20 protein-coding genes are annotated in these 22791 nt (G+C 58.1%); all 20 read right to left on the bottom strand.

The annotated features are described in order from the left end of the window. Nucleotides 1–18 precede the first annotated feature (18 nt). Entirely contained in the window at nt 19–522 is a 504-nt protein-coding gene (gene secM / locus CSK29544_RS00870; RefSeq protein WP_071601446.1) for a secA translation cis-regulator SecM, read from the bottom strand. Nucleotides 523–799: 277 nt separating this feature from the next. Further along, the gene (gene lpxC, locus CSK29544_RS00875) at nt 800–1717 is read right to left on the bottom strand and encodes a UDP-3-O-acyl-N-acetylglucosamine deacetylase (RefSeq protein ID WP_004388392.1); all 918 of its coding nucleotides are present in this window, start codon (nt 1715–1717) and stop codon (nt 800–802) included. A gap of 101 nt (nt 1718–1818) precedes the next feature. Then, entirely contained in the window at nt 1819–2970 is a 1152-nt protein-coding gene (ftsZ, locus tag CSK29544_RS00880; protein WP_004388393.1) for a cell division protein FtsZ, read from the bottom strand. Between the two features lie 63 nt (nt 2971–3033). Beyond that, nucleotides 3034–4290 carry a cell division protein FtsA gene (gene ftsA / locus CSK29544_RS00885; protein WP_004388394.1) on the bottom strand — a complete coding sequence of 419 codons (1257 nt, stop codon included), beginning with the start codon at nt 4288–4290 and terminating at the stop codon, nt 3034–3036. Continuing rightward, nucleotides 4287–5117 carry a cell division protein FtsQ gene (gene ftsQ, locus CSK29544_RS00890; protein WP_007892886.1) on the bottom strand — a complete coding sequence of 277 codons (831 nt, stop codon included), beginning with the start codon at nt 5115–5117 and terminating at the stop codon, nt 4287–4289. The genes ftsA and ftsQ overlap by 4 nt, the downstream gene beginning before the upstream one ends. A gap of 1 nt (nt 5118) precedes the next feature. Further along, nucleotides 5119–6039, bottom strand: coding sequence for a D-alanine--D-alanine ligase (locus CSK29544_RS00895; protein ID WP_007892889.1), 921 nt, complete (start codon nt 6037–6039; stop codon nt 5119–5121). Beyond that, nucleotides 6032–7498: a UDP-N-acetylmuramate--L-alanine ligase gene (gene murC / locus CSK29544_RS00900; protein WP_007892894.1), complete on the bottom strand. Its 1467-nt coding sequence runs from the start codon at nt 7496–7498 to the stop codon at nt 6032–6034. The genes CSK29544_RS00895 and murC overlap by 8 nt, the downstream gene beginning before the upstream one ends. Before the next feature lie 67 nt (nt 7499–7565). Beyond that, nucleotides 7566–8633 carry an undecaprenyldiphospho-muramoylpentapeptide beta-N-acetylglucosaminyltransferase gene (gene murG / locus CSK29544_RS00905; RefSeq protein ID WP_007892896.1) on the bottom strand — a complete coding sequence of 356 codons (1068 nt, stop codon included), beginning with the start codon at nt 8631–8633 and terminating at the stop codon, nt 7566–7568. Further along, the gene (gene ftsW, locus CSK29544_RS00910; protein WP_004386400.1) at nt 8630–9874 is read right to left on the bottom strand and encodes a cell division protein FtsW; all 1245 of its coding nucleotides are present in this window, start codon (nt 9872–9874) and stop codon (nt 8630–8632) included. Before ftsW ends, murG begins: the two co-directional genes overlap by 4 nt. Beyond that, nucleotides 9874–11190 (bottom strand): UDP-N-acetylmuramoyl-L-alanine--D-glutamate ligase, encoded by a 1317-nt coding sequence (gene murD, locus CSK29544_RS00915; RefSeq protein WP_004386401.1) that lies wholly within the window; start codon nt 11188–11190, stop codon nt 9874–9876. The genes ftsW and murD overlap by 1 nt, the downstream gene beginning before the upstream one ends. Nucleotides 11191–11192: 2 nt before the next feature. Beyond that, nucleotides 11193–12275, bottom strand: coding sequence for a phospho-N-acetylmuramoyl-pentapeptide-transferase (mraY, locus tag CSK29544_RS00920; RefSeq protein ID WP_004386403.1), 1083 nt, complete (start codon nt 12273–12275; stop codon nt 11193–11195). Continuing rightward, nucleotides 12269–13627, bottom strand: coding sequence for a UDP-N-acetylmuramoyl-tripeptide--D-alanyl-D-alanine ligase (gene murF / locus CSK29544_RS00925; RefSeq protein ID WP_007892900.1), 1359 nt, complete (start codon nt 13625–13627; stop codon nt 12269–12271). Before murF ends, mraY begins: the two co-directional genes overlap by 7 nt. Beyond that, nucleotides 13624–15111, bottom strand: coding sequence for a UDP-N-acetylmuramoyl-L-alanyl-D-glutamate--2,6-diaminopimelate ligase (gene murE / locus CSK29544_RS00930; RefSeq protein WP_029039522.1), 1488 nt, complete (start codon nt 15109–15111; stop codon nt 13624–13626). Before murE ends, murF begins: the two co-directional genes overlap by 4 nt. Beyond that, entirely contained in the window at nt 15098–16864 is a 1767-nt protein-coding gene (gene ftsI / locus CSK29544_RS00935) for a peptidoglycan DD-transpeptidase PBP3 (protein ID WP_007783870.1), read from the bottom strand. Before ftsI ends, murE begins: the two co-directional genes overlap by 14 nt. Nucleotides 16865–16879: 15 nt before the next feature. Continuing rightward, nucleotides 16880–17245 carry a cell division protein FtsL gene (gene ftsL, locus CSK29544_RS00940; RefSeq protein ID WP_004386407.1) on the bottom strand — a complete coding sequence of 122 codons (366 nt, stop codon included), beginning with the start codon at nt 17243–17245 and terminating at the stop codon, nt 16880–16882. Beyond that, nucleotides 17242–18183, bottom strand: a complete 942-nt coding sequence (rsmH, locus tag CSK29544_RS00945; protein ID WP_007892904.1) for a 16S rRNA (cytosine(1402)-N(4))-methyltransferase RsmH — start codon at nt 18181–18183, stop codon at nt 17242–17244. Before rsmH ends, ftsL begins: the two co-directional genes overlap by 4 nt. 3 nt (nt 18184–18186) lie before the next feature. Beyond that, on the bottom strand, nt 18187–18645 hold the full coding sequence (gene mraZ, locus CSK29544_RS00950) for a division/cell wall cluster transcriptional repressor MraZ (RefSeq protein ID WP_004386409.1): 459 nt from the start codon (nt 18643–18645) through the stop codon (nt 18187–18189). Between the two features lie 579 nt (nt 18646–19224). Continuing rightward, entirely contained in the window at nt 19225–20229 is a 1005-nt protein-coding gene (cra, locus tag CSK29544_RS00955) for a catabolite repressor/activator (protein WP_007892907.1), read from the bottom strand. Between the two features lie 177 nt (nt 20230–20406). Next, the gene (gene ilvN / locus CSK29544_RS00960) at nt 20407–20898 is read right to left on the bottom strand and encodes an acetolactate synthase small subunit (RefSeq protein WP_004386411.1); all 492 of its coding nucleotides are present in this window, start codon (nt 20896–20898) and stop codon (nt 20407–20409) included. Nucleotides 20899–20900: 2 nt separating this feature from the next. Beyond that, on the bottom strand, nt 20901–22625 hold the full coding sequence (ilvI, locus tag CSK29544_RS00965; RefSeq protein ID WP_004386412.1) for an acetolactate synthase 3 large subunit: 1725 nt from the start codon (nt 22623–22625) through the stop codon (nt 20901–20903). Between the last annotated feature and the right edge of the window lie 166 nt (nt 22626–22791).

Here is a 22791-nt window from a genome sequence, read left to right on the forward strand (position 1 = left end):
GGATAAGAATGAAAATACTCAGGCGAGGAGACGAGGACCGGCGCGGATACCCTGTACCTGGCGAATCCAGGCAGAGACCGTAAAAGAAAGAGGAGGAAGCAAACGCGGTGCGGGCTGCACCTGCGCGGCGGCAGGCTGCAAATCCTGCGTTAGCATCGCGCTCAGGGTGTCCAGCAGCGCGAGATGCTGTGCATTTAGCGGCAGGCTTTCTTCCATCGCCATCGGCAGCGCCTGCGGCGCCATGGCGAAAGAGAGATGACGGATAACGGTGCGAATGGCGTGCTGCTGCCAGTAATCCACACCGAATGATGCAGAGCGACGCGAGGTTTCACTAATCAGCGCCAGTGAATCAAAACTGCGTAGCGTACCGGTATGGCTGGTGCTGGCCTCGGCAGGCGCGGCGGGTTCAGCGTTGTTATTAAGCGCAGGCAGGCCAAGACTGGCCGCGACCATCCCCAAAAGGAGATGCGGCCAGAAATAGCGTCTTCCAAACTGTCGCCAACGCGTGAATATACCAGGCACTGTAACCCACCGGATAACGCCGGCTTTTGCCCGCGTTATGTTGTCTGTTAATAAGGGGATAAATATTACCATCATTCCCGCGAGGCAGCAGCAGTATCACTGCGATACCTTACGCAATCCGCACAAGAAACCAGCAGTTAATCATCAACAGGGAGATGGTAAAGCAGGGTAAAAGGCGAAGAGAAAAATGGCTGTTTAAGAGCAATAAAAAACGACTGGTGAACACAGGCCGGAGAGAGTACCTGGTCTACCAGTCGTCTTTAGTCAGACTATGCTGTTACGCCAGCACCAGCGACGGCGCTTTGAAGGCCAGAGGCAGTTCAGCCTCGTCTTCATAGGTGACATATTCCCAGGCTTCTTGTTTCGCAAGAACCGCCTGCAGCAATTTGTTGTTCAGCGCATGACCAGACTTATAGGCGGTAAACGCGCCGATAATGTTGTGGCCACACATGAACAGGTCACCAATCGCATCCAGCATTTTGTGACGAACAAATTCGTCTTCAAAACGCAGGCCGTCTTCGTTCAGTACGCGATAATCGTCAACAACGATGGCACAATCGAAGCTGCCGCCCAGGCACAAACCACGGGACTGCAGATATTCGATATCACGCATGAAACCGAAAGTACGAGCGCGGCTAATCTGGCGCATAAACGCGTCTGCAGAGAAATTCATGCAGTAGCGCTGGTTGCTCGCATCAATCGCCGGGTGGTTGAAGTCGATGGTGAAGTCCAAGGAAAAACCGTTGTACGGTTTAAATTCCGCCCACTTATCGCCATCTTCAACACGCACGGTTTCTTTAATGCGCACGAATTTCTTCGCCACATTCAGCTCATCAATACCTGCATCAACGAGCAGGTAAACGAACGGTGCAGCACTGCCATCCATAATCGGGATTTCAGGCGCATCCACTTCGACGATGATGTTGTCGATACCGAGGCCAGCCAGCGCGGCGTTCAGGTGCTCAACGGTAGAAATCCGCACATCATGCTCATTCACCAGGCACGTACAGAGCATGGTATCACGCACAGATTTGGCATCGGCCGGGAAGTCTACCGGAGGATTCAAGTCGGTGCGACGATAGATGACCCCGGTATTTGCCGGCGCAGGGCGCAGCGTCAGGGTGACTTTTTTGCCGGTATGTAAACCGACGCCAGTCGCCTGAACGATACGTTTAAGAGTCCTTTGTTTGATCATCGTATAATCTCGCCAAATAATTCACCTTACCGATAGTGTACATCACAACCGGTGGGCCATTTTAGCACAAAGAGCGAATATGCCCAACTTCCGGCTTATTCTTAATCAGCCTGCTTACGCAGAAACGCCGGAATATCCAGATAATCTGGCTCTTTTGCCGTCTGCGGCGTCGGGTCGTTAACCACTTTAGAAGCCGGTTTCTGCTCCTGGGTCAGCGGCGCCATACCGTGCTGCTGATAACGATCCATTGCAGGCTGCTGCGTCTGCTTATTGGTCACCAGCGTGATTTCAGGACGCTTATCCATGCCGATACCGGTCGCAACCACAGTCACGCGCAGTTCGTCGTTCATATCCGGGTCGAGAGATGTACCGATAACCACGGTCGCGTTATCCGATGCGAAGGCGCGGATGGTGTTACCCACGGTTTCGAACTCATCAAGACGCAGGTCAAAGCCCGCCGTGATGTTGACCAGAACGCCACGCGCGCCGGACAGATCGATATCTTCCAGCAGCGGGCTGGAGATGGCCATTTCGGCCGCTTCTTCCGCACGGTCTTCGCCGCTTGCCACACCCGAGCCCATCATGGCGTAGCCCATTTCAGACATCACGGTGCGCACGTCTGCAAAGTCGACGTTCATCAGACCCGGACGCGTAATCAGCTCGGCGATACCCTGCACCGCGCCTTTCAGCACGTCGTTCGCAGCACCAAACGCGTCCAGCAGAGAGATCCCACGACCCAGCACTTTCAGCAGCTTGTCGTTAGGAATGGTGATCAGGGAGTCGACATGACGGGAGAGCTCGGCAATACCCTGTTCGGCAAAAGCCATACGCTTCTTGCCTTCAAAGTTAAACGGCTTGGTCACGACAGCCACGGTCAGAATGCCGAGGTCTTTCGCCACTTCAGCGACAACCGGCGCAGCACCAGTGCCCGTACCGCCGCCCATACCGGCTGCGATAAACACCATGTCAGCGCCATCTAACGCAGCACGCAGCGCTTCGCGGTCTTCTTCCGCAGCGTTGCGCCCCACTTCCGGGTTTGCGCCCGCACCCAGACCTTTAGTGATGCCACTACCAATCTGGATGGTCTGGCCGACTGCGGTTTTACGCAGCGCCTGGGCATCGGTGTTGACTGCGAAGAACTCAACCCCTTCGATGCGCTCGCGCACCATATGTTCTACGGCATTACCGCCGCCGCCACCGACGCCGATGACTTTAATCACCGCGTCGTTGGTCAGTTCCATAGGTTCAAACATAATGTCTCTCCGTTTTGTGCCTTTCGCCTGAGACCGCTAATTTTGTCCGGTCTCTGAAAAAAATTAAAACTCTTTTCGCAGCCAGCTGTTGATCCGTTTGATCCACGAGCCGACTGAAGTCCGTTTTTCCACTTCCGCCTCACCGCTTAAATGCGATTCTTTACCATAGTGAAGTAAACCCACCGCCGTGGAGTAGTAAGGCTCCTGGGCGTAATCGGTAAGGCCAGTAATATTTAAGGGTTGCCCGATACGCACCTGCGTATGAAACACCCGCTGCGCGCACGCCGCCAGACCTTCAATTTGCGCCGCGCCGCCGGTTAATACAATCCCCGCCGCAAGATGATGTTTCACACCCTGCTGGCGAAGCTGCTCCTGCAACTGCAAAATTTCTTCGTTGACCAGATTAAGCAGCTCGGTATAACGCGGCTCAATCACTTCTGCCAGCGTCTGGCGTTGCAGGCTGCGCGGCGGACGACCGCCTACGCTCGGCACTTCAACGCTCTCGTCTTTACCGACCAGCGACCCGAGCGCGCAGCCATGGCGCACTTTAATTGCCTCAGCATCGCTCGGCGGCGTGCCGAAAGCATAAGCGATATCACTGGTCACCACGTTACCGGCATACGGAATCACTTTAGTGTGACGCAGCGCACCACCGGTGTAGACCGCGATATCCATTGTACCACCGCCGATATCCACCACGCAGACGCCCAGCTCACGCTCATCTTCCGTTAAAACGGAGTAGCTGGATGCCAGGCCCGCGAAAATAAGTTGGTCAACTTTCAGACCGCAACGTTCCACTGCCTTGACGATGTTTTTCGCCATGTCATTGTGGCAGGTGATTAAATGTACTTTCGCCTGCATGCGAACGCCGGATAAGCCAACCGGGTTTTTAATCCCTTCCTGGTAATCAATAGCGTATTCCTGAGGAATCACATGCAATACGCGATGTTCATCGCGTACGCGTACTGATTTTGCGGTATGGACAACATTTTCAACATCTTCCTGCGTCACTTCCTCTTCGGAGATCGGCACCATACCGATTTCGTTCTGGCAACTAATATGCTTGCCGGAAAGCGCCAGGTAGACGGAAGAGATCTGGCAATCCGCCATCAGTTCGGCCTGGTCAATCGCGCGCTGAACGCATTTCACCACCGATTCCAGATCGTTAACGCCGCCTTTATCCATCCCGCGGGACGGACAGCTTCCCACGCCAATGATATTGATCATACCGTCGGGCAGAACTTCCCCTACCAAAGCGGCGACCTTCGCAGTGCCAATCTCCAGTCCAACTACCAGTTTTCTGTCCGTCGCCTTAATCATTGTTGCTCTGCCTGTGCCTGATTCTGTTGCTGATTAGTTTCCTCAGTGGGGGCCGGCTCCCAGCCGACCGCCGCGCCGGAGTCGTAGCGTAAATCGACATAGCTTATCTGCTTATGGTCAGTTTGCGCTTGCTGTTGCAGAACCGGGTACAGCTCTACAAAGCGTTCCAGGCGTTTCATTGTGTCATCCCGGCCAAAATTGAGCTTGATATTATTGCTCAACGTCACCTGCCAGGAGCGACGCGCGGTCATCGCCGCTTCCTTCAGTGTAAATTTATCTTTCGCCAGCACCTGGCCCATCGCGCGAAAACCCTGCAGCACTTCGTTCTCGCTACCTTCAGGGCCATAGAGCAGCGGTAAGGTCTGCTTACTGGCGCGATCGGACGGCACGCTGAAGGACGTTCCGTCGGTGTCGATCATGTGCTGGTCATTCCAGCGTGCTATCGGCACATATTCAACCAGATGAATCTTCAATTCGTCCGGCCATTGCTTTCTTACGCTTGCCTGCTTGATCCACGGCAAACGTTCTATCTGATTCTGGATGATATTCACGTCCTGCGTCATAAACGTGCCCGGCGCGCCCAGCGCCAGGATGGACTGGCGAATATCATCATTGCGGGTGTAATGGCGCTCGCCCGTTACCACCAGCTTTGAAAGCGGCAGGCGCTGGGCGTCTTCCATCCACCCCAAAACCATCCAGCCGCCGAATATCACGGTTAACACGACCGCCAGCAGAAAGACGATGCCTGCGAGACGGGTCCCATTATTACGGCGCGAAACCGTATTTTCTTCAGGACGATTTTTCGTGTTCAGCGCAGCCTGCGACATATCAGTTCGCCAGCTCCAGAATACGCACCACCAGTTGCGAGAAGCTCATGCCCGCCTGACGCGCCGCCATCGGCACCAGACTATGGCTGGTCATGCCAGGCGCCGTATTTACCTCAAGCAGATAAAACTCACCGTCGCTGTCCTGCATCACGTCCACGCGGCCCCAGCCCCGGCAGCCCAGCACACGCCAGGCGTCCATCACCAGCGCCTGTAACGCCTGCTCGCGTTCGGCATCAATGCCCGCCGGACAAAAATATTGCGTCTCGTCCGAGAGATATTTCGCCTCGTAGTCATAAAACACGCCAGCAGGCTGGATGCGAATCGAAGGCAGGATCTCATCGCCAAGGATGGCGACGGTAAATTCCGGGCCGCTCAGCCATTTCTCCACCAGCACTTCGCTGTCGTGTTCAAACGCCAGTTCGAGCGCGGGCAGTAACGCTTCCGCGCTGTCCACTTTCGACATGCCGACGCTTGAACCTTCGCGGCTCGGCTTCACGATAACCGGCAGGCCCAGCGCCGCGATACGCGCGCTTAATGCCTCGCTAAGGCCACCGGTGATGTCCCCACGCTCCAGCGCCACCCACGGCGCTACCGGTAAACCTGCGCCCTGCCAGAGCAGTTTGGTGCGCAGTTTATCCATGGTGATGGCCGACGCCATCACGCCGCTGCCGGTATAAGGCAGGCCGAGATACTCCAGCATCCCCTGCAGCGTGCCGTCTTCACCGCCGCGACCATGCAGCGCGATAAAGACTTTATCGAACCCTTCTTCTTTCAGCGTCGTTACGCACACATCGCGCGGATCGACAGCGTACGCGTCAACGCCCGCCTCTTTCAGACCCGCGAGCACCGCGCTGCCGGATTGCAGGGAAACGTCACGTTCCGCCGAGTGACCGCCCAGCAGTACAGCGATTTTTTCAGCCATGCGCGTTCTCCTCGGGTTGCAGCTTCGCTTCCGCCAGCTGGCGCGCGATTTTACCGATATTGCCCGCGCCCTGAACCAGAATCAAATCGTTGCCCGACAGCACGGGTGCCAGCATCGCGGCGACCTGCGCCGGATCGGAGACCAGAATCGGGTCCACTTTGCCGCGCGCGCGGATAGTACGGCACAGCGAACGGCTGTCGGCACCCGGAATCGGCGCTTCGCCCGCCGGATAGACATCCAGCATCAGCAGCACATCCACCTGCGACAGCACGTTAGCGAAATCGTCATACAGATCGCGCGTGCGGGTATAACGGTGCGGCTGGAAAATCATGACCAGGTTTTTCTCCGGCCAGCCTGCACGGGCGGCGCGCACGGTCGCATCCACTTCTGTCGGGTGATGGCCGTAGTCATCGACCAGCATCGCCGTGCCGGATTTGCCGTTGACGTTTGCCAGCGGGAACTCGCCCAGGAAGTCAAAACGACGTCCGGTGCCCTGGAAGCTTTCCAGCGCGCGCAGAATGGCATCGTCTTCAATCCCCTCTTCTGTCGCTACGGACACCGCCGCCGCCGCGTTCAACGCGTTATGGCGGCCTGGCGCGTTCAGCGTTACGTGCAGTTCCGGCTTGTCCTGACGCACCAGAGTGAAGTGCCCCTGCGCGCCGGTCTGGCGATAATTTTCCACACGTACATCGGCATCTTCGCTGAAACCATAAGTGGTAATTTGACGCCCGACGCGCGGCAGCAGCTCGCGGATCACCGGGTCGTCAACACACATCACCGCACGGCCATAAAACGGCAGGTTATGCAGGAAGTTAATAAACGTCTGTTTCAGGTTCTCAAAGTCGCCATGATAGGTGTCCATATGGTCGGCTTCGATATTGGTCACAATCGCGACCATCGGCTGCAAATGCAGGAATGACGCGTCACTCTCGTCAGCTTCGGCAATCAGATAACGGCTGTTGCCAAGCCGCGCGTGCGTCCCCGCCGCTTTCACCAGACCGCCGTTGACGAACGTCGGGTCGAGGCCCGCTTCGGCATAAATACTCGACACCATCGCAGTGGTCGTCGTTTTGCCATGCGTACCGGCAACCGCGATACCGTGACGAAAACGCATCAGCTCCGCCAGCATCTCGGCGCGGCGGATAACCGGAATACGCGCCTCATGCGCCGCCACGATCTCCGGGTTATCCGCAGAGATAGCGCTCGACACCACCACCACGCTCGCATCGAGCACGTTTTCCGGGCGATGGTTGAAATAAATGGTGGCGCCCAGCGCCGTCAACTGCTGCGTGACAGCGTTCGGCGCCAGATCGGATCCGCTGATCTGGTAGCCTTCATTCGCCAGCACTTCCGCAATGCCGCCCATACCGGCGCCGCCGATGCCAACGAAGTGAATGTGCCGGACGCGACGCATCTCGGGCACGATAGAACGCAGTTTCGCCAGTTGTTGTGTATTCATTCTTTAAAAGCCTTTGGCAAACGCCATAACATCATCAATCACGCGGAACAAACATTATCCGCAATCGTCACGCGCGGGCGACCGCGCGTACTTCATCTGCGACCCTTTCGGTCGCGTCGGGAATGGCGGCCGCTCTTGCCCGCTCAGCCATTTCAAGCAGCGTGGCGCGATCCCACCCTTTCAGCGTCTCGCTTACCGCGTCGACGGTAAACTGCGGCTGCTCCAGAATCTTCGCCGCACCCGCTTTCTCAAGCGGCAGCGCGTTCCAGTATTGCTGCCGGTCTTTATGCTGGAACGGCACAAACAGGGCCGGCAGACCCGCAGCGGCGATTTCGCTCACCGTCAGCGCACCGGAGCGGCATACCACCACATCCGCCCACGCGTAGGCTGCCGCCATATCATCGATAAATTCGGTCACTTTATGCTGCGGCTGGCTCGCAGCGGCATACGCCTGCTGGACATCCGCCTGCGCGCCTTTACCGCTCTGATGCCAGATAGTCACGGCATCGCCCAGACGCGCCGCGACCTGCGGCATCGTCTGGTTCAGGATGCGCGCGCCCTGCGAGCCGCCAACCACCAGCACGCGCACCGGGCCTTCACGGCCCGCGAGACGCGCCTGCGGCAGCGGCAGCGCCAGCACGTCGGTGCGCACCGGGTTGCCCACCACTTCCGCCTTCGGGAACGCGCCGGGGAACGCCTGCATCACGCGGCTCGCGATTTTCGCGAGCCATTTGTTGGTCAGCCCCGCGATGCCGTTCTGCTCATGCAGGACGACAGGAATACCGAGCGACCACGCCGCCAGCCCGCCAGGGCCGGATACATAGCCGCCCATGCCCAGCACCACATCGGGCTTAAAACGTTTCATGATCGCCCGCGCCTGCCGCCAGGCGTTAAAAATACGCACCGGGGCCAGCAGCAGCGCTTTCACGCCTTTTCCACGCAGGCCGGAGATCCGGATAAAATCGATCTCAATGCCGTGTTTCGGCACCAGGTCTGCTTCCATGCGATCGGCGGTCCCCAGCCAGCGAACCTGCCATCCCTGCGCCATCAGATGGTGCGCTACGGCAAGGCCTGGAAAGAGGTGTCCGCCCGTTCCGCCCGCCATCACCATCAGCCGCTTTGGTTGACCACTCATCGTGAACCTCGTGTAAACGCCTGCGCTTTCTCCAGACGCGTTTCATAATCTATGCGTAACAACAACATAATCGCCGTCGACATAATCAGCAGGCTCGAACCGCCGTAACTGATAAGCGGCAGCGTCAGGCCTTTGGTCGGCAGCATACCCGCCGCCGCGCCGACGTTAACCAGCGCCTGGAAACTAAACCAGATACCGATAGAACAGGCCAAAAAGCCCGCGAAACGCTGATCGGTTTCCAGCGCGCGACGCCCTATCGACATGGCGCGAAAAGCCACGAAGAATACCATCAAAAGCGCCAGTACCACACCGATATATCCCAGTTCTTCCCCAATAATGGAGAAGATGAAGTCGGTATGCGCTTCGGGTAAATACTCCAGTTTCTGCACCGAATTCCCAAGCCCCTGCCCCCACAACTCGCCGCGGCCAAATGCCATCAGCGACTGGGTCAGCTGGTAGCCGCTGCCGAAGGGATCTTCCCACGGGTTCCAGAACGAGGTGACGCGGCGAATACGGTAAGGCTCGGCGAGGATCAGCAGCACGACCGCCGAAATGCCCATGCCGATAATCGCGATGAACTGCCAGAGCTTGGCGCCTGCGAGAAAGAGCATCGCAAGCGTCGTCACAAACAGCACTACCACCGTACCGAGGTCAGGCTGAGCCAGCAGAAGTACCGCCATCACCAGAATGACGCCCATCGGTTTTAAGAAGCCGCGCAGGTTGTTGCGCACTTCATCGACCTTACGCACCAGGTAGTTCGACAGATAACAAAAGAGCGACAGCTTGGAGAATTCCGCCGGCTGAATACGCAGCGGGCCGAGCGCAATCCAGCGCGACGCACCGTTCACCGAACTGCCCACCACGAGCACGATAAGCAGCATCACAATCGAGGCGATAAGCATCGCCGCGCTGTGGCGCTGCCAGAACTCCATCGGCAGGCGCAGCGTAATCAGCGCCAGGCCAAACGCCAGCAGCAGATAGATGCCGTCACGCTTGGCGAACAGGAACGGATCGTTCGCCAGACGCTGACCAACCGGCATCGACGCTGAGGTCACCATGATGAAGCCAATCGCCGCAAGCCCCAGCGTCAGCCAGAGCAGCGTACGGTCGTACATCACAAGGCTGGTGGTGTCTTTCTCGCGAGAGCCCATCACCCAGCCGCGAAGCGCCCGGAAAATCCAGGCAAGAATGCCCATTCCGGGGAACCGCGGCAGGCGAAGGCGTGGGAGCGATAAGCGCATCAGCCAAGCTCCTTCGCAAGACGCGTAAACACGTCGCCGCGCTGTTCGAAGTTTTTAAACTGATCGAGGCTCGCGCAGGCGGGCGAGAGCAGGACCATGTCGCCTGGCTGAACGCGTCCGGCGATGACTTTCATCGCCTCTTCCATGGTGTCCATACGCTCGGAGATTTCAGGGCGCAGCGCCGCCAGCGCGTCGCCGTCACGGCCAAAGCAGTAGAGACGCACACGATCGCCCGTCAGGTAATGCGCAAGCGGTGAGAAATCGGCGGATTTGCCGTCGCCACCCAACAGTAAATGCAGCGTGCCGTCGAGATGCAGGCCGTTGAGCGCCGCCTCGGTGCTGCCGACATTGGTGGCTTTGGAATCGTTAATCCAGCGCACGCCGTTATGCTCATAAGCGAGCTGGAAACGGTGCGCCAGCCCGCCAAACGTCGTCAGCGCTTTCAGGCTACTGGCACGCGGCAGGCCTGCGGCATCCGCCAGCGCCAGCGCCGCCAGGGCGTTGGTGTAGTTATGCTGGCCAACGAGCTTCATCTCCTTCACGTTAAGGACTTTCTCGCCCCGCACGCGCAGCCAGATTTCGCCCTGCTGACGGTTAAGGTGATAATCCCCGACATCAATGCCGAAGCTCACGCAGCGCTCGTCCGCGCCGCGTACCGGCATGGTCAGCGCGTCGTCGGCGTTTACCACGCACACCGTCGCGTTTTCATATATCCGTAACTTCGCCGCACGATACTGCTGCAACCCGAGCGGATAACGATCCATATGATCTTCGGTGACGTTAAGAATGGTCGCGGCGGCAGCCTTCAGGCTAAAGGTAGTTTCGAGCTGGAAGCTGGAAAGCTCAAGTACATACAGCTCGCGGCCCTCTTCCAGCAGCATCAGCGCGGGCAGGCCAATATTGCCACCCACGCCCACGTTAACACCCGCCGCTTTCGCCATTTCGCCCACCAGCGTCGTTACGGTGCTTTTGCCGTTCGAGCCGGTAATGGCGATGACAGGTGCCTGCGCTTCGCGACAAAACAGTTCGATATCGCCAACAATCTCAACGCCTGCTTCTGCCGCCGCGCTCAGCGCCGGATGCGCGAGGGCGATGCCTGGGCTTGCGACGATCAGATCGGCGTTCATCAGCCAGTTTTCATTGAGCGAGCCGAGATGGCGCTCCACCTCTTCCGGCAGCTTATCCAGCCCCGGCGGGGAGATTCGGGTATCCATCACGCGCGGCGTCACGCCGCGCGCCAGGAAAAAGTCCACGCAGGAAAGGCCGGTTAACCCAAGCCCGATGATGACGACTTTTTTACCCTGATAATCTGCCATGTTTAACGTACCTTAAGCGTAGCCAGGCCAATCAGCACCAGCATCAGCGAAATCACCCAGAAGCGCACGATCACGCGCGGCTCCGGCCAGCCTTTCAGTTCATAGTGGTGATGAATCGGCGCCATGCGGAAAATGCGCTGTCCGCGCAGCTTAAAGGAGCCTACCTGCAGGATGACCGACAGGGTTTCCACCACGAAAACGCCGCCCATAATCACCAGCAGGAACTCCTGACGCAGCAGCACGGCGATAATGCCGAGCGCGCCGCCTAAGGCCAGCGAGCCGACATCACCCATAAAGACCTGCGCCGGATAGGTGTTAAACCACAGAAAGCCCAGGCCCGCGCCGACAATCGCGGTGCAGACAATCACCAGCTCACCCGCGTGACGCAGATACGGAATATGCAGGTAGCTTGCGAAATTCATGTTACCTGTCGCCCACGCCACCAGCGCGAAACCGCCTGCCACCAGTACGGTAGGCATAATGGCGAGGCCGTCCAGACCGTCGGTCAGGTTTACCGCGTTGCCGGTGCCGACAATAACGAAATAAGCGAGCAGCACATAGAAAATGCCGAGCTGCGGCATCACGTCTTTAAAGAACGGCACCACCAGTTCTGTTGCAGGCGTGCCTTTACCGGTGATGTAAAGCGCAAACGCCACCGTCAGGGCAATCAACGACATCCAGAAATATTTCCAGCGGGCGATCAGGCCCTTGGTGTCTTTACGCACCACCTTACGGTAATCGTCGACAAAACCGACCGCGCCGTAACCGACCAGCACAAACAGCACGCACCAGACATACGGGTTGGAAGGGTAAGCCCACAGCAGCACCGACACCACAATAGAGGTGAGGATCATGATGCCGCCCATGGTCGGCGTGCCGCGTTTGCTGAAATGCGACTCCGGGCCGTCGTTACGCACAACCTGCCCGAAGGAAAGCTTCTGTAAATGCGCGATCAGGCGCGGTCCCATCCATAACGAAATAAACAGCGCGGTCAGCAGGCTGACGATGGCGCGAAACGTCAGATACGAAAAGACGTTAAAGCCGGAATAATATTTGACCAGATGCTCGGCCAGCCACACTAACATGTCCTGTTCTCCTGTAATGCGCGCACCACCTCTTCCATGGCAGCACTACGTGAACCTTTCACTAAAAGGGTAATGATGGAATGCTCGTTGATAAGCGTCTTCAGGCGTGCAATCACGGCCTGCTTATCGCGGAAATGTTCGCCTACGCCGCTGGCGCGGCTGATGCCTTCGCTGAGGGTGCCGACGCTCAGGACTTTATCGATGCCTGCGGCTTTCGCCGCTTCGCCCACCTGCTGATGGCAGGCTTCGGCTTCATCGCCAAGCTCAGCCATGTCGCCCACCACCATCACGCGATAGCCGGGCATTTCAGAGAGCACCTGCGCGGCAGCGGTCATAGAGCCAACGTTGGCGTTGTAGCTATCATCCAGCAACAGCTGGTTTTCGCCGAGATGCACCGGGAACAGACGCCCTGGCACTGCTTTGAGCTTCGCAAGACCGGCTTTAATCGCCTCAAGCGGCGCGCCGACGGCCATCGCCAGTGCCGAGGCGGCGAGCGCGTTAGCGATGTTGTGACGCCCTGGCAGCGGCAGCAGAACGTCCACGTCGCCCGTTGGCGTACGCAGCGTAAACTCCGTGCCGTGACTGGTGATATGGATATTGGTGGCGCTGAAATCGCTGGTATCGAGGTTCGGCGAGAAGCGCCAGACCTTGCGATCGCCAATCACGCTCTGCCAGTTCAGCCAGTCGTTGTTATCGGCGTTCAGAATCGCGATGCCGTTTGCCGGCAAGCCCGTGAAGATCTCGCCTTTGGCCTTTGCCACGCCCGCGAGCGAGCCAAAACCTTCCAGATGCGCCGCCGCCAGGTTATTGACCAGCGCGGCTTCCGGGCGCGTCAGGCTTACGGTCCAGGCGATTTCGCCCTGATGGTTCGCGCCAAGCTCAATCACCGCATACTCGTGCTCTGGCGTGAGGCGCAGCAGCGTCATCGGTACGCCGATGTCATTATTCAGATTGCCTGCGGTGTAGAGCGTGTTGCCGCACTCGCCAAGAATGGCGGCGGTCATCTCTTTCACCGAGGTTTTGCCGGAAGAGCCCGTCAGCGCGACCACGCGCGCGGGCACCTGTTGTCTGACCCACGCCGCCAGTTCGCCAAACGCCAGACGCGTGTCGGCGACCACCAGCTGCGGCAGGTCGATATCCAGCTTGCGGCTCACCAGCAGCGCGCCCGCGCCGCCCGCCAGCGCCTGGCCTGCAAAATCGTGCGCGTCGAAACGCTCGCCTTTCAGCGCCACAAACAGGCAGCCTGGCGTCAGTTTGCGGGTGTCGGTCGTTACCGCGTCGATATCAGCATCGGCGCCGTGCAGCTCGCCATTCAGAATGGCGGCAAGCTGGCTCAGAGATACGCGAATCATGCCACTGCTCCCAGCAGACGCGCCGCAGTGACGCGATCGGAATAGTCAAGACGGCGGGTGCCGACAATCTGGTAATCCTCATGGCCTTTGCCCGCCAGCAGCACGACGTCGTTTTCCGCCGCCTGCATAATGGCGTTGGTCACGGCTTCGGCGCGGCCTTCAACGACCCGCGCGCGGCCCGCATCCAGCATGCCGGTCAGGATATCCGCGATGATCGCCTTCGGATCTTCGGTGCGCGGGTTGTCATCTGTGACCACCACGACATCGGCGAATTGCTCGGCAATCGCGCCCATCAGCGGGCGTTTGCCTTTATCGCGATCGCCGCCGCAACCGAATACGCACCACAGCTTGCCCGCACAGTGCAGACGCGCGGCCTGCAACGCTTTTTCAAGCGCGTCCGGCGTGTGGGCGTAATCGACCACCACGGTCGGTTTGCCCGGCGCGCTGAACACTTCCATGCGCCCGTTAACCGGCTGGAGGCGGGGCGCGCTTTCGAGCAGCGCGGCGAGCGGGTAACCGAGCGCCAGCAGCGTGCCGAGCGCCAGCAACAGATTGCTGACGTTAAACGCGCCCATCAGACGGCTTTCGATTTCGCCATCGCCCCAGGAGGAGCTGAAGCGCAGGGTCGCACCGCGGTCGTGATATTCCACCGCATCCGCGCGCAGCCAGCGGCCGTGACAGCCCGGATTAATGTTGTTTTCCATCGACACCGCGACGGCATCCGGCAGCTTCGCCAGCCACCGGCGGCCGACTTCATCATCGGCGTTGATCACCGCCTGTCCGTAATGGTGTGCGGAAAACAGCAGCCATTTCGCCGCTTCGTAATGTTCCATATCGCCGTGATAGTCGAGATGATCGCGGCTTAAATTGGTAAATACCGTGGCGGCGAATTTCAGTGCCGCCACGCGATGCTGTACCAGACCGTGGGACGAGACTTCCATCGCGGCCACGGTCGCGCCCTGTGCGGCGAGCCCTGACAGCACATGCTGAACATCCACCGCAGAGCCGGTGGTATTTTCCGTCGGGATCACTTTGCCAAGCAGCCCGTTGCCCACGGTACCCATGACGGCGCTGGTTTCGCCCAGCCGCTGGCACCACTGCGCGATAAGCTGCGTGGTGGTGGTTTTACCGTTGGTGCCCGTCACGCCAATCAGGCGCAGACGCTCGGATGGCTCATCATAAAAACGCCCCGCCAGCGCCGAGAGACGCTCGTTCAGCTGGCTTAAATAGATAACCGGCACGCCGTGGATCTCACGGACTTCGCCGTCCGTCGCCTCGCCTTTCGCTTCGGCGACGATGGCAGCTACACCTTGCGCTATCGCCTGCGGGATATACCGACGCCCGTCCGCCTGATGACCGACCACCGCCACAAAGAGATCCCCCGCCGCCGCCACGCGGCTGTCCAGGGTCATCTCCCGCAGAGCTCGCGCAGGCAGACCAGCTACCCACGGAGCGAGAAGGTCGCGCAAATTACGATCTGCCACCTGTTCCCTCTTCTCGATTAATTACGAATTCACTTTTTTCGCCCGTTGTCAGCGCATCCGGCTCGATGTTCATGGTGCGCAGCACGCCGCCCATAATGGCACCGAAGACCGGCGCGGAAACGGCGCCGCCGTAGTATTTGCCCGCCTGCGGATCGTTAATCACCACCACCAGCGCGAAACGCGGATTGCTGGCAGGTGCAACGCCTGCGGTGTAAGCAATGTATTTGTTGATATAACGCCCGTCCGGCCCGACTTTTTTCGCCGTACCGGTTTTAATCGCAATGCGGTAGCCTTTGATCGCCGCCTTCACGCCGCCGCCGCCAGGCAGCGCCACGCTTTCCATCATATGCACCACGGTGCGCACGATAGATTCCGGGAAAATGCGCTCGCCCGGCACGGGCGGATCGACTTTGGTAATCGACAGCGGGCGGTAGACGCCATAGCTGCCGATGGTTGCGTAGACTCGCGCTAACTGTAACGGCGTTACCATTAGCCCGTAGCCGAATGAGAAGGTGGCCCTCTCTATGTCAGACCACCGTTGTTTTTGTGGGAATAAGCCACTGCGTTCTCCGACCAGCCCCAGATTGGTCGACTTTCCAAGTCCAAAGCGTGAGTAAGTATCCACTAACGCTGAGGAGGGCATCGCTAACGCCAGTTTAGAAACCCCGACGTTACTCGACTTCTGTAACACCCCGGTAAGGGTCAGCTCGCTGTAGCGGGCGACGTCTTTAATCTCGTGACCGTTAATGCGGTACGGAACGGTGTTGAGCACCGTATTTTCCTGGACCACGCCGCGTTGCAGCGCCGTCATGACCACCATCGGTTTCACCGTAGAACCTGGCTCGAAAACGTCCGTAATGGTGCGGTTACGCATTACGTCTTTCGGCGTGCCGGTGATGTTGTTCGGGTTATAAGAGGGGCTATTGGCCATCGCCAGCACTTCGCCGGTATTCACATCCACCAGCACGGCGCTGCCGGATTCCGCCTTGTTGAACGCGACGGCGTTGTTAAGCTCACGGTAAACCAGCGCCTGGAGGCGTTCGTCAATGCTGAGCGCCAGGTTGTGCGCCGCCTGGCTGTCGGTCGAGGAGATATCCTCAATGACGCGGCCATAGCGGTCTTTACGCACGATACGCTCGCCGGGCTGGCCGGTGAGCCATTTATCAAAGCTTTTTTCGACACCCTCAATCCCCTGGCTGTCGACGTTGGTAAAGCCGATGAGGTGAGCGGTCACTGCGCCGGAAGGATAGTAACGGCGCGACTCTTCGCGCAGGTGAATACCAGGGAGCTTAAGCTTTTTGATGTAATCGCCAATGTCCGGGTTGACCTGGCGCGCGAGATAGATAAAGCGGCCTTTCGGGTTGGCATTGACGCGCGCGGCCAGTTGATCGAGCGGAATTTTCAGCGCGTCGGAGAGCGCCTTCCAGCGGTTGTCGAGCGTAATACCGCCTGCGTCGTGCAGCTCTTTCGGGTCAGCCCAGATAGCTTTTACCGGCACGCTGACCGCGAGCGGTCGGCCGGAGCGGTCGGTTATCATGCCTCGCGCGGTAGAAACCTCCTGCACGCGCAGCGAGCGCATATCCCCCTGACGCACCAGCATATCCGGGTCAATAATCTGCAACCAGGCGACGCGCGCCAGCAGAAACGCCAGAGCCAGCAAAATGCAGCCGCAAAGCAACGCAAAACGCCAACTGATAAAGTTGGCCTGTTCTTCCTGACGTTTTGGTTTAAGCGTCTTTGCTGCTGCTTTCATTCGCCTGGTCAGTCCTTATTTCTGCACCACAATATTTTCCTGCGAGGGATCGACATGCTGCATTTGCAGCTTTTCCGTTGCGATCCGTTCTACCCGGCTGTGATCGCCGAGCGCGTTTTCTTCAAGGATCAGGTTGCGCCATTCGATATCCAGCGCATCGCGTTCCAGCACCAGCTGCTCGCGCTGCGCGGTCAGCAGGCGAGTGTGGTGCGCGGTGGTGACCACGAAAATCGCAGTCACGATAATGGCAATAAACAGAAAGAGCGGCAGTTTCCCGTAGCGCAGAAGATCGCCGCCGATCACGGCAGGCAGCGCATGACGTTCCGTGCTGCTAAGCGATCCGGTTACTTTGCTTAAGGTCTCTGTCACCCGGCTTATCATGCGCCCGTCCTCTCGGCGACGCGCAGTACGGAACTACGCGCGCGCGGGTTCTCAGCCACTTCCGCCTCGCCCGGCATCAGCTTGCCAAGCGCGCGCAGTTCGCGACCACCGAGCTTTTGCAGCTGCGCTTCGGTCATCGGCAAACCGGCCGGCACCTGCGGGCCGCGGCTCTGCTCGCGCATAAAGCGTTTCACCAGGCGATCTTCCAGCGAGTGGAAGCTGATAACCGAAAGCCGTCCGCCCGGCGCCAGCACCTCGACCGCGCCTTTCAGCGCCTGCTCAATCTCTTCAAGTTCGCTGTTCACCCAGATGCGCACCGCCTGGAAAGTGCGGGTGGCAGGATGCTTGAACTTGTCTTTGACCGGCGTCGCGGCGGCCACGACCTCCGCCAGCTCTTTGGTACGTGTCATGGGCAGTTCGCGGTTGCGCTCGACTATGGCGCGCGCGATACGTTTAGCAAAGCGCTCTTCGCCGAAGGTTTTCAGCACCCAGGCGATATCCGCTTCTTCCGCGTTGCGCAGCCATTCGGCGGCAGATTGCCCACGGGTAGGATCCATGCGCATATCGAGCGGGCCATCGCGCATAAAGGAGAAGCCGCGCTCAGGGTCGTCAAGTTGCGGCGATGAAACGCCGAGATCGAGAAGGATGCCGTTGATTTTGCCCTGTAATTCGCGTTCGCGAACGTAATCGCCGAGCGCCGAGAAAGGGCCATGAATGATGGAGAAACGCGGATCGTCAATGGCAGCGGCCGCCGCGATCGCCTGCGGATCGCGATCGATCGCCAGTAATCGGCCCTGTTCGCCCAGCTGTGAAAGGATAAGGCGCGAGTGTCCGCCGCGGCCAAAAGTGCCGTCAATGTAAATGCCGTCCGGACGTATATTCAGGCCATTGACGGCCTCGTCCAGGAGCACCGTCGTATGTTTATAATTTTCCATCATATTTTATAAAGACAAATCCTGCAGCCGTTCCGACAACACTTCAGAAGATGACTGCTCAGCGTCGATATCTTCCCTGACCTGTTGATGCCAAGTCGCTTCGTCCCACAGCTCAAATTTATTGAACTGCCCGACCAGCATCACTTGTTTGGTCAATCCGGCGTGTTGCCGTAAAACGGGTGCTAATAAAAGACGGCCCGCACTGTCCATCTGGCATTCGCTGGCATGGCCCAGCAGCAGGCGCTGCACGCGACGTTCTGCGGGGTTCATGCTCGACAGACGCGACAATTTTTGTTCAATAATGACCCATTCGGGCAGGGTATAAAGCAACAGGCAGGGATGGTGAATATCAATGGTGCAAACCATCTGGCCGGACGAGGCGTCGTTCAATAAATCGCGATAGCGCGTCGGAACGGATAACCGCCCTTTGCTGTCGAGATTCACCAACGTTGCGCCACGAAACATTAAAGCCTCACTGAGCTCTGCCCTTTTTCACCACTTTATCCCACAAAATCCCACCCACCGGAGTTTACGGAGCGGAGGAAAAGCTTGTCAAGCCAGCACCGGGGCAGCCTTCAACAAAAGATTCGGCGCTGACAAAGAGAAAGCGGCAAATAAAATCCCTGCCATGCTAACGAGGCAAAATTAACGCTATGAATATTTGTAAGAAAAAAGACGAATACACACAGGACCGTTAAAAACCACTTAATACGATCGGTGAAGAGGACTAAGTGTTGAGTTTGCGACGCGAGCGGCATTTTAAGGGAAAAGCCCTGGAGTTAACAGCGTCTGCTGTGGTTTAGCGCGCTTTTCTCAACCGTTCGGGAAACACCTGAAAACAAAAACCATACGCCTGCGGCTTAAGACATCTGCCCGGTTACAAATTTACACACAAGAAATGATTGGTTACCACTTATACGGTAGCTCACACCGTTTCTTCATCGTCAGGAGAGGGAGTGTCAGAATGTGTAAAAAGGTGCCGGAATTATCTGAATCCAAAGAAAAGGCAGCCGAAGCTGCCTTTTTATCTTTTTGCACTTAGCTTTAACGACGGCTTAAACTACCGCGCCGGTATAGATTACGGCGAATACGGGTGAGACCAGGCCGTGGTTTGCGTGGCTCATCGAGGCTTGCCAGCACCAGCTCCAGCACGCGCTCCGCGACATCGCGATGGCGCTGCGCCACGGCAAGAACCGGGCATTGCAGGAAATCGAGCAGTTCGTTATCGCCAAACGTCGCGATAGCGAGCTCTGACGGCAAGCGCCCTTCGCGCTTCAGCGTCACGTCCATGACGCCCTGCAATAAAGCGAAAGAGGTGGTGAACAGCGCCTGTGGCATCGGGTGCGTTTCCAGCCATTTTTCAAACAGCGCGGCGGCGGCTTCACGCTCGTAGCTGTTGGCATAAAGGAAGTGCACTTCGCGCGGGTCATCTTTCCATGCGTTGCGAAAACCCTGCTCACGCAGAAAACTTACTGAGAGCTCCGGCAGCGCGCCCAGATAGAGGACGGTTTCAGCCGGAAACGTGCGCAGCTCGCTTGCCAGCATTTCCGCGTCGTCCTGATCGGCACCGACAACGCTGGTGAAGTGTTCGCGATCCAGCGCCCGGTCCAGCGCCACGATCGGAAATGCGTCGTTCGCCCAGCGCTGATAAAACGGATGTTCAGGCGGTAAAGAAGTGGAAACGATGATAGCGTCAACCTGGCGTTGCAGCAGATGCTCAATGCAGCGCATTTCGTTATCGGGCTGATCTTCAGAACAGGCGATAAGCAGCTGATATCCGCGCTGGCGCGCCTGGCGCTCAAGATAGTTGGCGATGCGGGTATAGCTGGTGTTTTCAAGATCGGGGATAACAAGGCCAATCGAGCGTGTTCTTCCTGCGCGCAGGCCTGCGGCGACGGCGTTCGGGTGGTAATTATGCTCACGCACCACCGCCATCACTTTCTCAACGGTTTTATCACTCACACGGTACTGCCGGGCTTTTCCATTAATGACGTAGCTCGCCGTGGTGCGCGACACGCCAGCCAGCCGCGCGATTTCATCCAGTTTCACGTTTACCCCTTAACAAGAGTGTTACTCCATAACCTTTCAAGGGTTATAAGTTAAAATCCTTAACATCTAAGCGCAGAATAGTACCCTGAGCAACTGCTTTTGCGCGCGCCTGTCGCGCCCGCTGCAAAAAAAAGCCCGGCAGGTGCCGGGCGGATGCATAACAAGGCAATAACAGGACTAACGCATGATCTTTTCGCCGCGGGAGAGCCCCACTACGCCAGAGCGCGCCACTTCCACAATTTTCGCCACATCGCGAATGCTTGCGAGAAACGCGTCGAGCTTTTCGCTGGTACCCGCCAGCTGCACGGTATAAAGCGACGGCGTGACGTCGATAATCTGCCCGCGAAAAATCTCCGCGCTGCGTTTAACTTCTTCACGCCCGTAACCGCTCGCCTGAATTTTCACCAGCATGATTTCGCGCTCGACATGCGCGCCCTGCCCCAGCTCGCTGACGCGCAGCACGTCCACCAGCTTATGCAGCTGCTTTTCGATCTGCTCAAGGACTTTTTCGTCACCGACCGTCTGGATGGTCATCCTGGAGAGTGTCGGATCGTCGGTCGGTGCTACGGTCAGGCTTTCGATGTTATAGCCGCGCTGTGCGAAAAGCCCAATCACACGAGACAACGAGCCCGATTCGTTTTCCAGCAATACTGATAATATCCGGCGCATAATCAGGTTCTCTCCGTTTTGCTTAACCACATTTCATCCATTCCACCGCCGCGAACCTGCATCGGATAAACGTGCTCGGTGCCGTCCACGGTGACATCGACAAACACCAGCCGGTTATTGCGCACATGTTCCAGCGCCTCGCTGAGTTTGCTTTCCAGCTCTTCCGGGCGGGTGATGGAAATCCCGATATGGCCGTAAGCCTCCGCCAGTTTGACGAAATCCGGCAGCGATTCCATATAGGACTGCGAGTGGCGTCCAGAGTAAATCATGTCCTGCCACTGCTTCACCATGCCCAGATAGCGGTTGTTGAGGTTAAGCACCAGTACCGGCAACTCATATTGCAGCGCGGTGGAAAGCTCCTGAATATTCATCTGGATACTGCCGTCACCGGTCACACACACGACGGTCTCTTCCGGTAACGCGAGCTTCACGCCGAGCGCCGCCGGCAAGCCGAAGCCCATCGTCCCAAGCCCGCCGGAGTTTATCCAGCGGCGCGGTTTATCAAAGGTGTAATGGAGCGCCGCAAACATCTGATGCTGGCCTACATCGGACGTCACGTAGGCATCGCCTTTGGTCAGACGATACAGCGTTTCGATAGCCGCCTGCGGTTTAATACTGCCGCTTTCGCGGTCGTAATTCAGGCACTGACGGGCGCGCCACTGTTCAATCTGCTGCCACCAGTCGCGAATATCGTCCAGCGGCTGCTGGCTCTCTTCCTGGCCCAGCAGCTCCAGCATCTGACTCAGCACCTGGCGCGCATCGCCGACAATCGGCACATCCGCCGCCACGGTTTTAGAGATAGACGTCGGGTCGATATCGATATGCAGCACGGTGGCGTTCGGGCAGTACTTCGCGAGGTTATTGGTCGTGCGATCGTCAAAGCGCACGCCGACTGCGAAAATAACGTCCGCATTATGCATCGTCATGTTCGCTTCAAAGGTGCCGTGCATCCCCAGCATCCCCAGCGCCTGGCGGTGCGTGCCCGGAAAAGCGCCCAGCCCCATTAATGAAGAGACCACCGGCACGTTGAGTTTTTCCGCCACGGCGCGCAGTTCATTTTCACAGGCGGCGGTAATCGCGCCGCCGCCCACGTACATGACCGGCTTTTTCGCGGCGATAAGCGTCTGCAGGGCGCGTTTGATCTGCCCTTTATGGCCCTGCGTTGTCGGGTTGTAAGAGCGCATGCTGACGGTTTCCGGCCAGACATACGGCAGCTTTTTCGCCGGGTTGAGGATATCTTTCGGCAAATCGACCACCACCGGGCCTGGTCTGCCGCTGGCGGCGAGCCAGAACGCCTTTTTCAGCACCGTCGGGATATCTTCGGTTTGCTTCACCAGGAAACTGTGTTTAACCACCGGGCGGGAGATCCCCACCATGTCGCACTCCTGAAATGCATCGTAGCCAATCAGCGAGGTTGCGACCTGGCCTGACAGCACCACCAGCGGAATGGAGTCCATATAAGCCGTAGCGATACCGGTAATCGCGTTGGTGGCGCCAGGGCCGGAAGTCACCAGCACCACGCCCACCTCACCGGTCGCGCGCGCCAGACCATCCGCCATATGCACCGCGGCTTGCTCATGGCGCACCAGCACATGATCAATACCGCCAACGGTATGTAGCGCGTCATAAATATCAAGCACCGCGCCACCGGGGTAACCGAATACTTGCTTTACGCCCTGATCGATAAGCGATCGGACGACCATCTCGGCTCCAGACAACATCTCCATGGTTTGCCTCCAGGCTTTTGTTTACGGACTGACGGCAGAAGTCATTTTCCGCACGGTCACTGGTACAGGTGTGATGCCCTGTCGTTAATTATCGTTATGGGTTTCCCCTAACATAACCGCTGAAAATGAGGCAGGCAATTAGCAATCAGGCGTCGCCGGGCGCGCC

Origin of the sequence: Cronobacter sakazakii, from assembly GCF_000982825.1 — a bacterium.
In the GTDB taxonomy this organism is placed as follows: domain Bacteria; phylum Pseudomonadota; class Gammaproteobacteria; order Enterobacterales; family Enterobacteriaceae; genus Cronobacter; species Cronobacter sakazakii.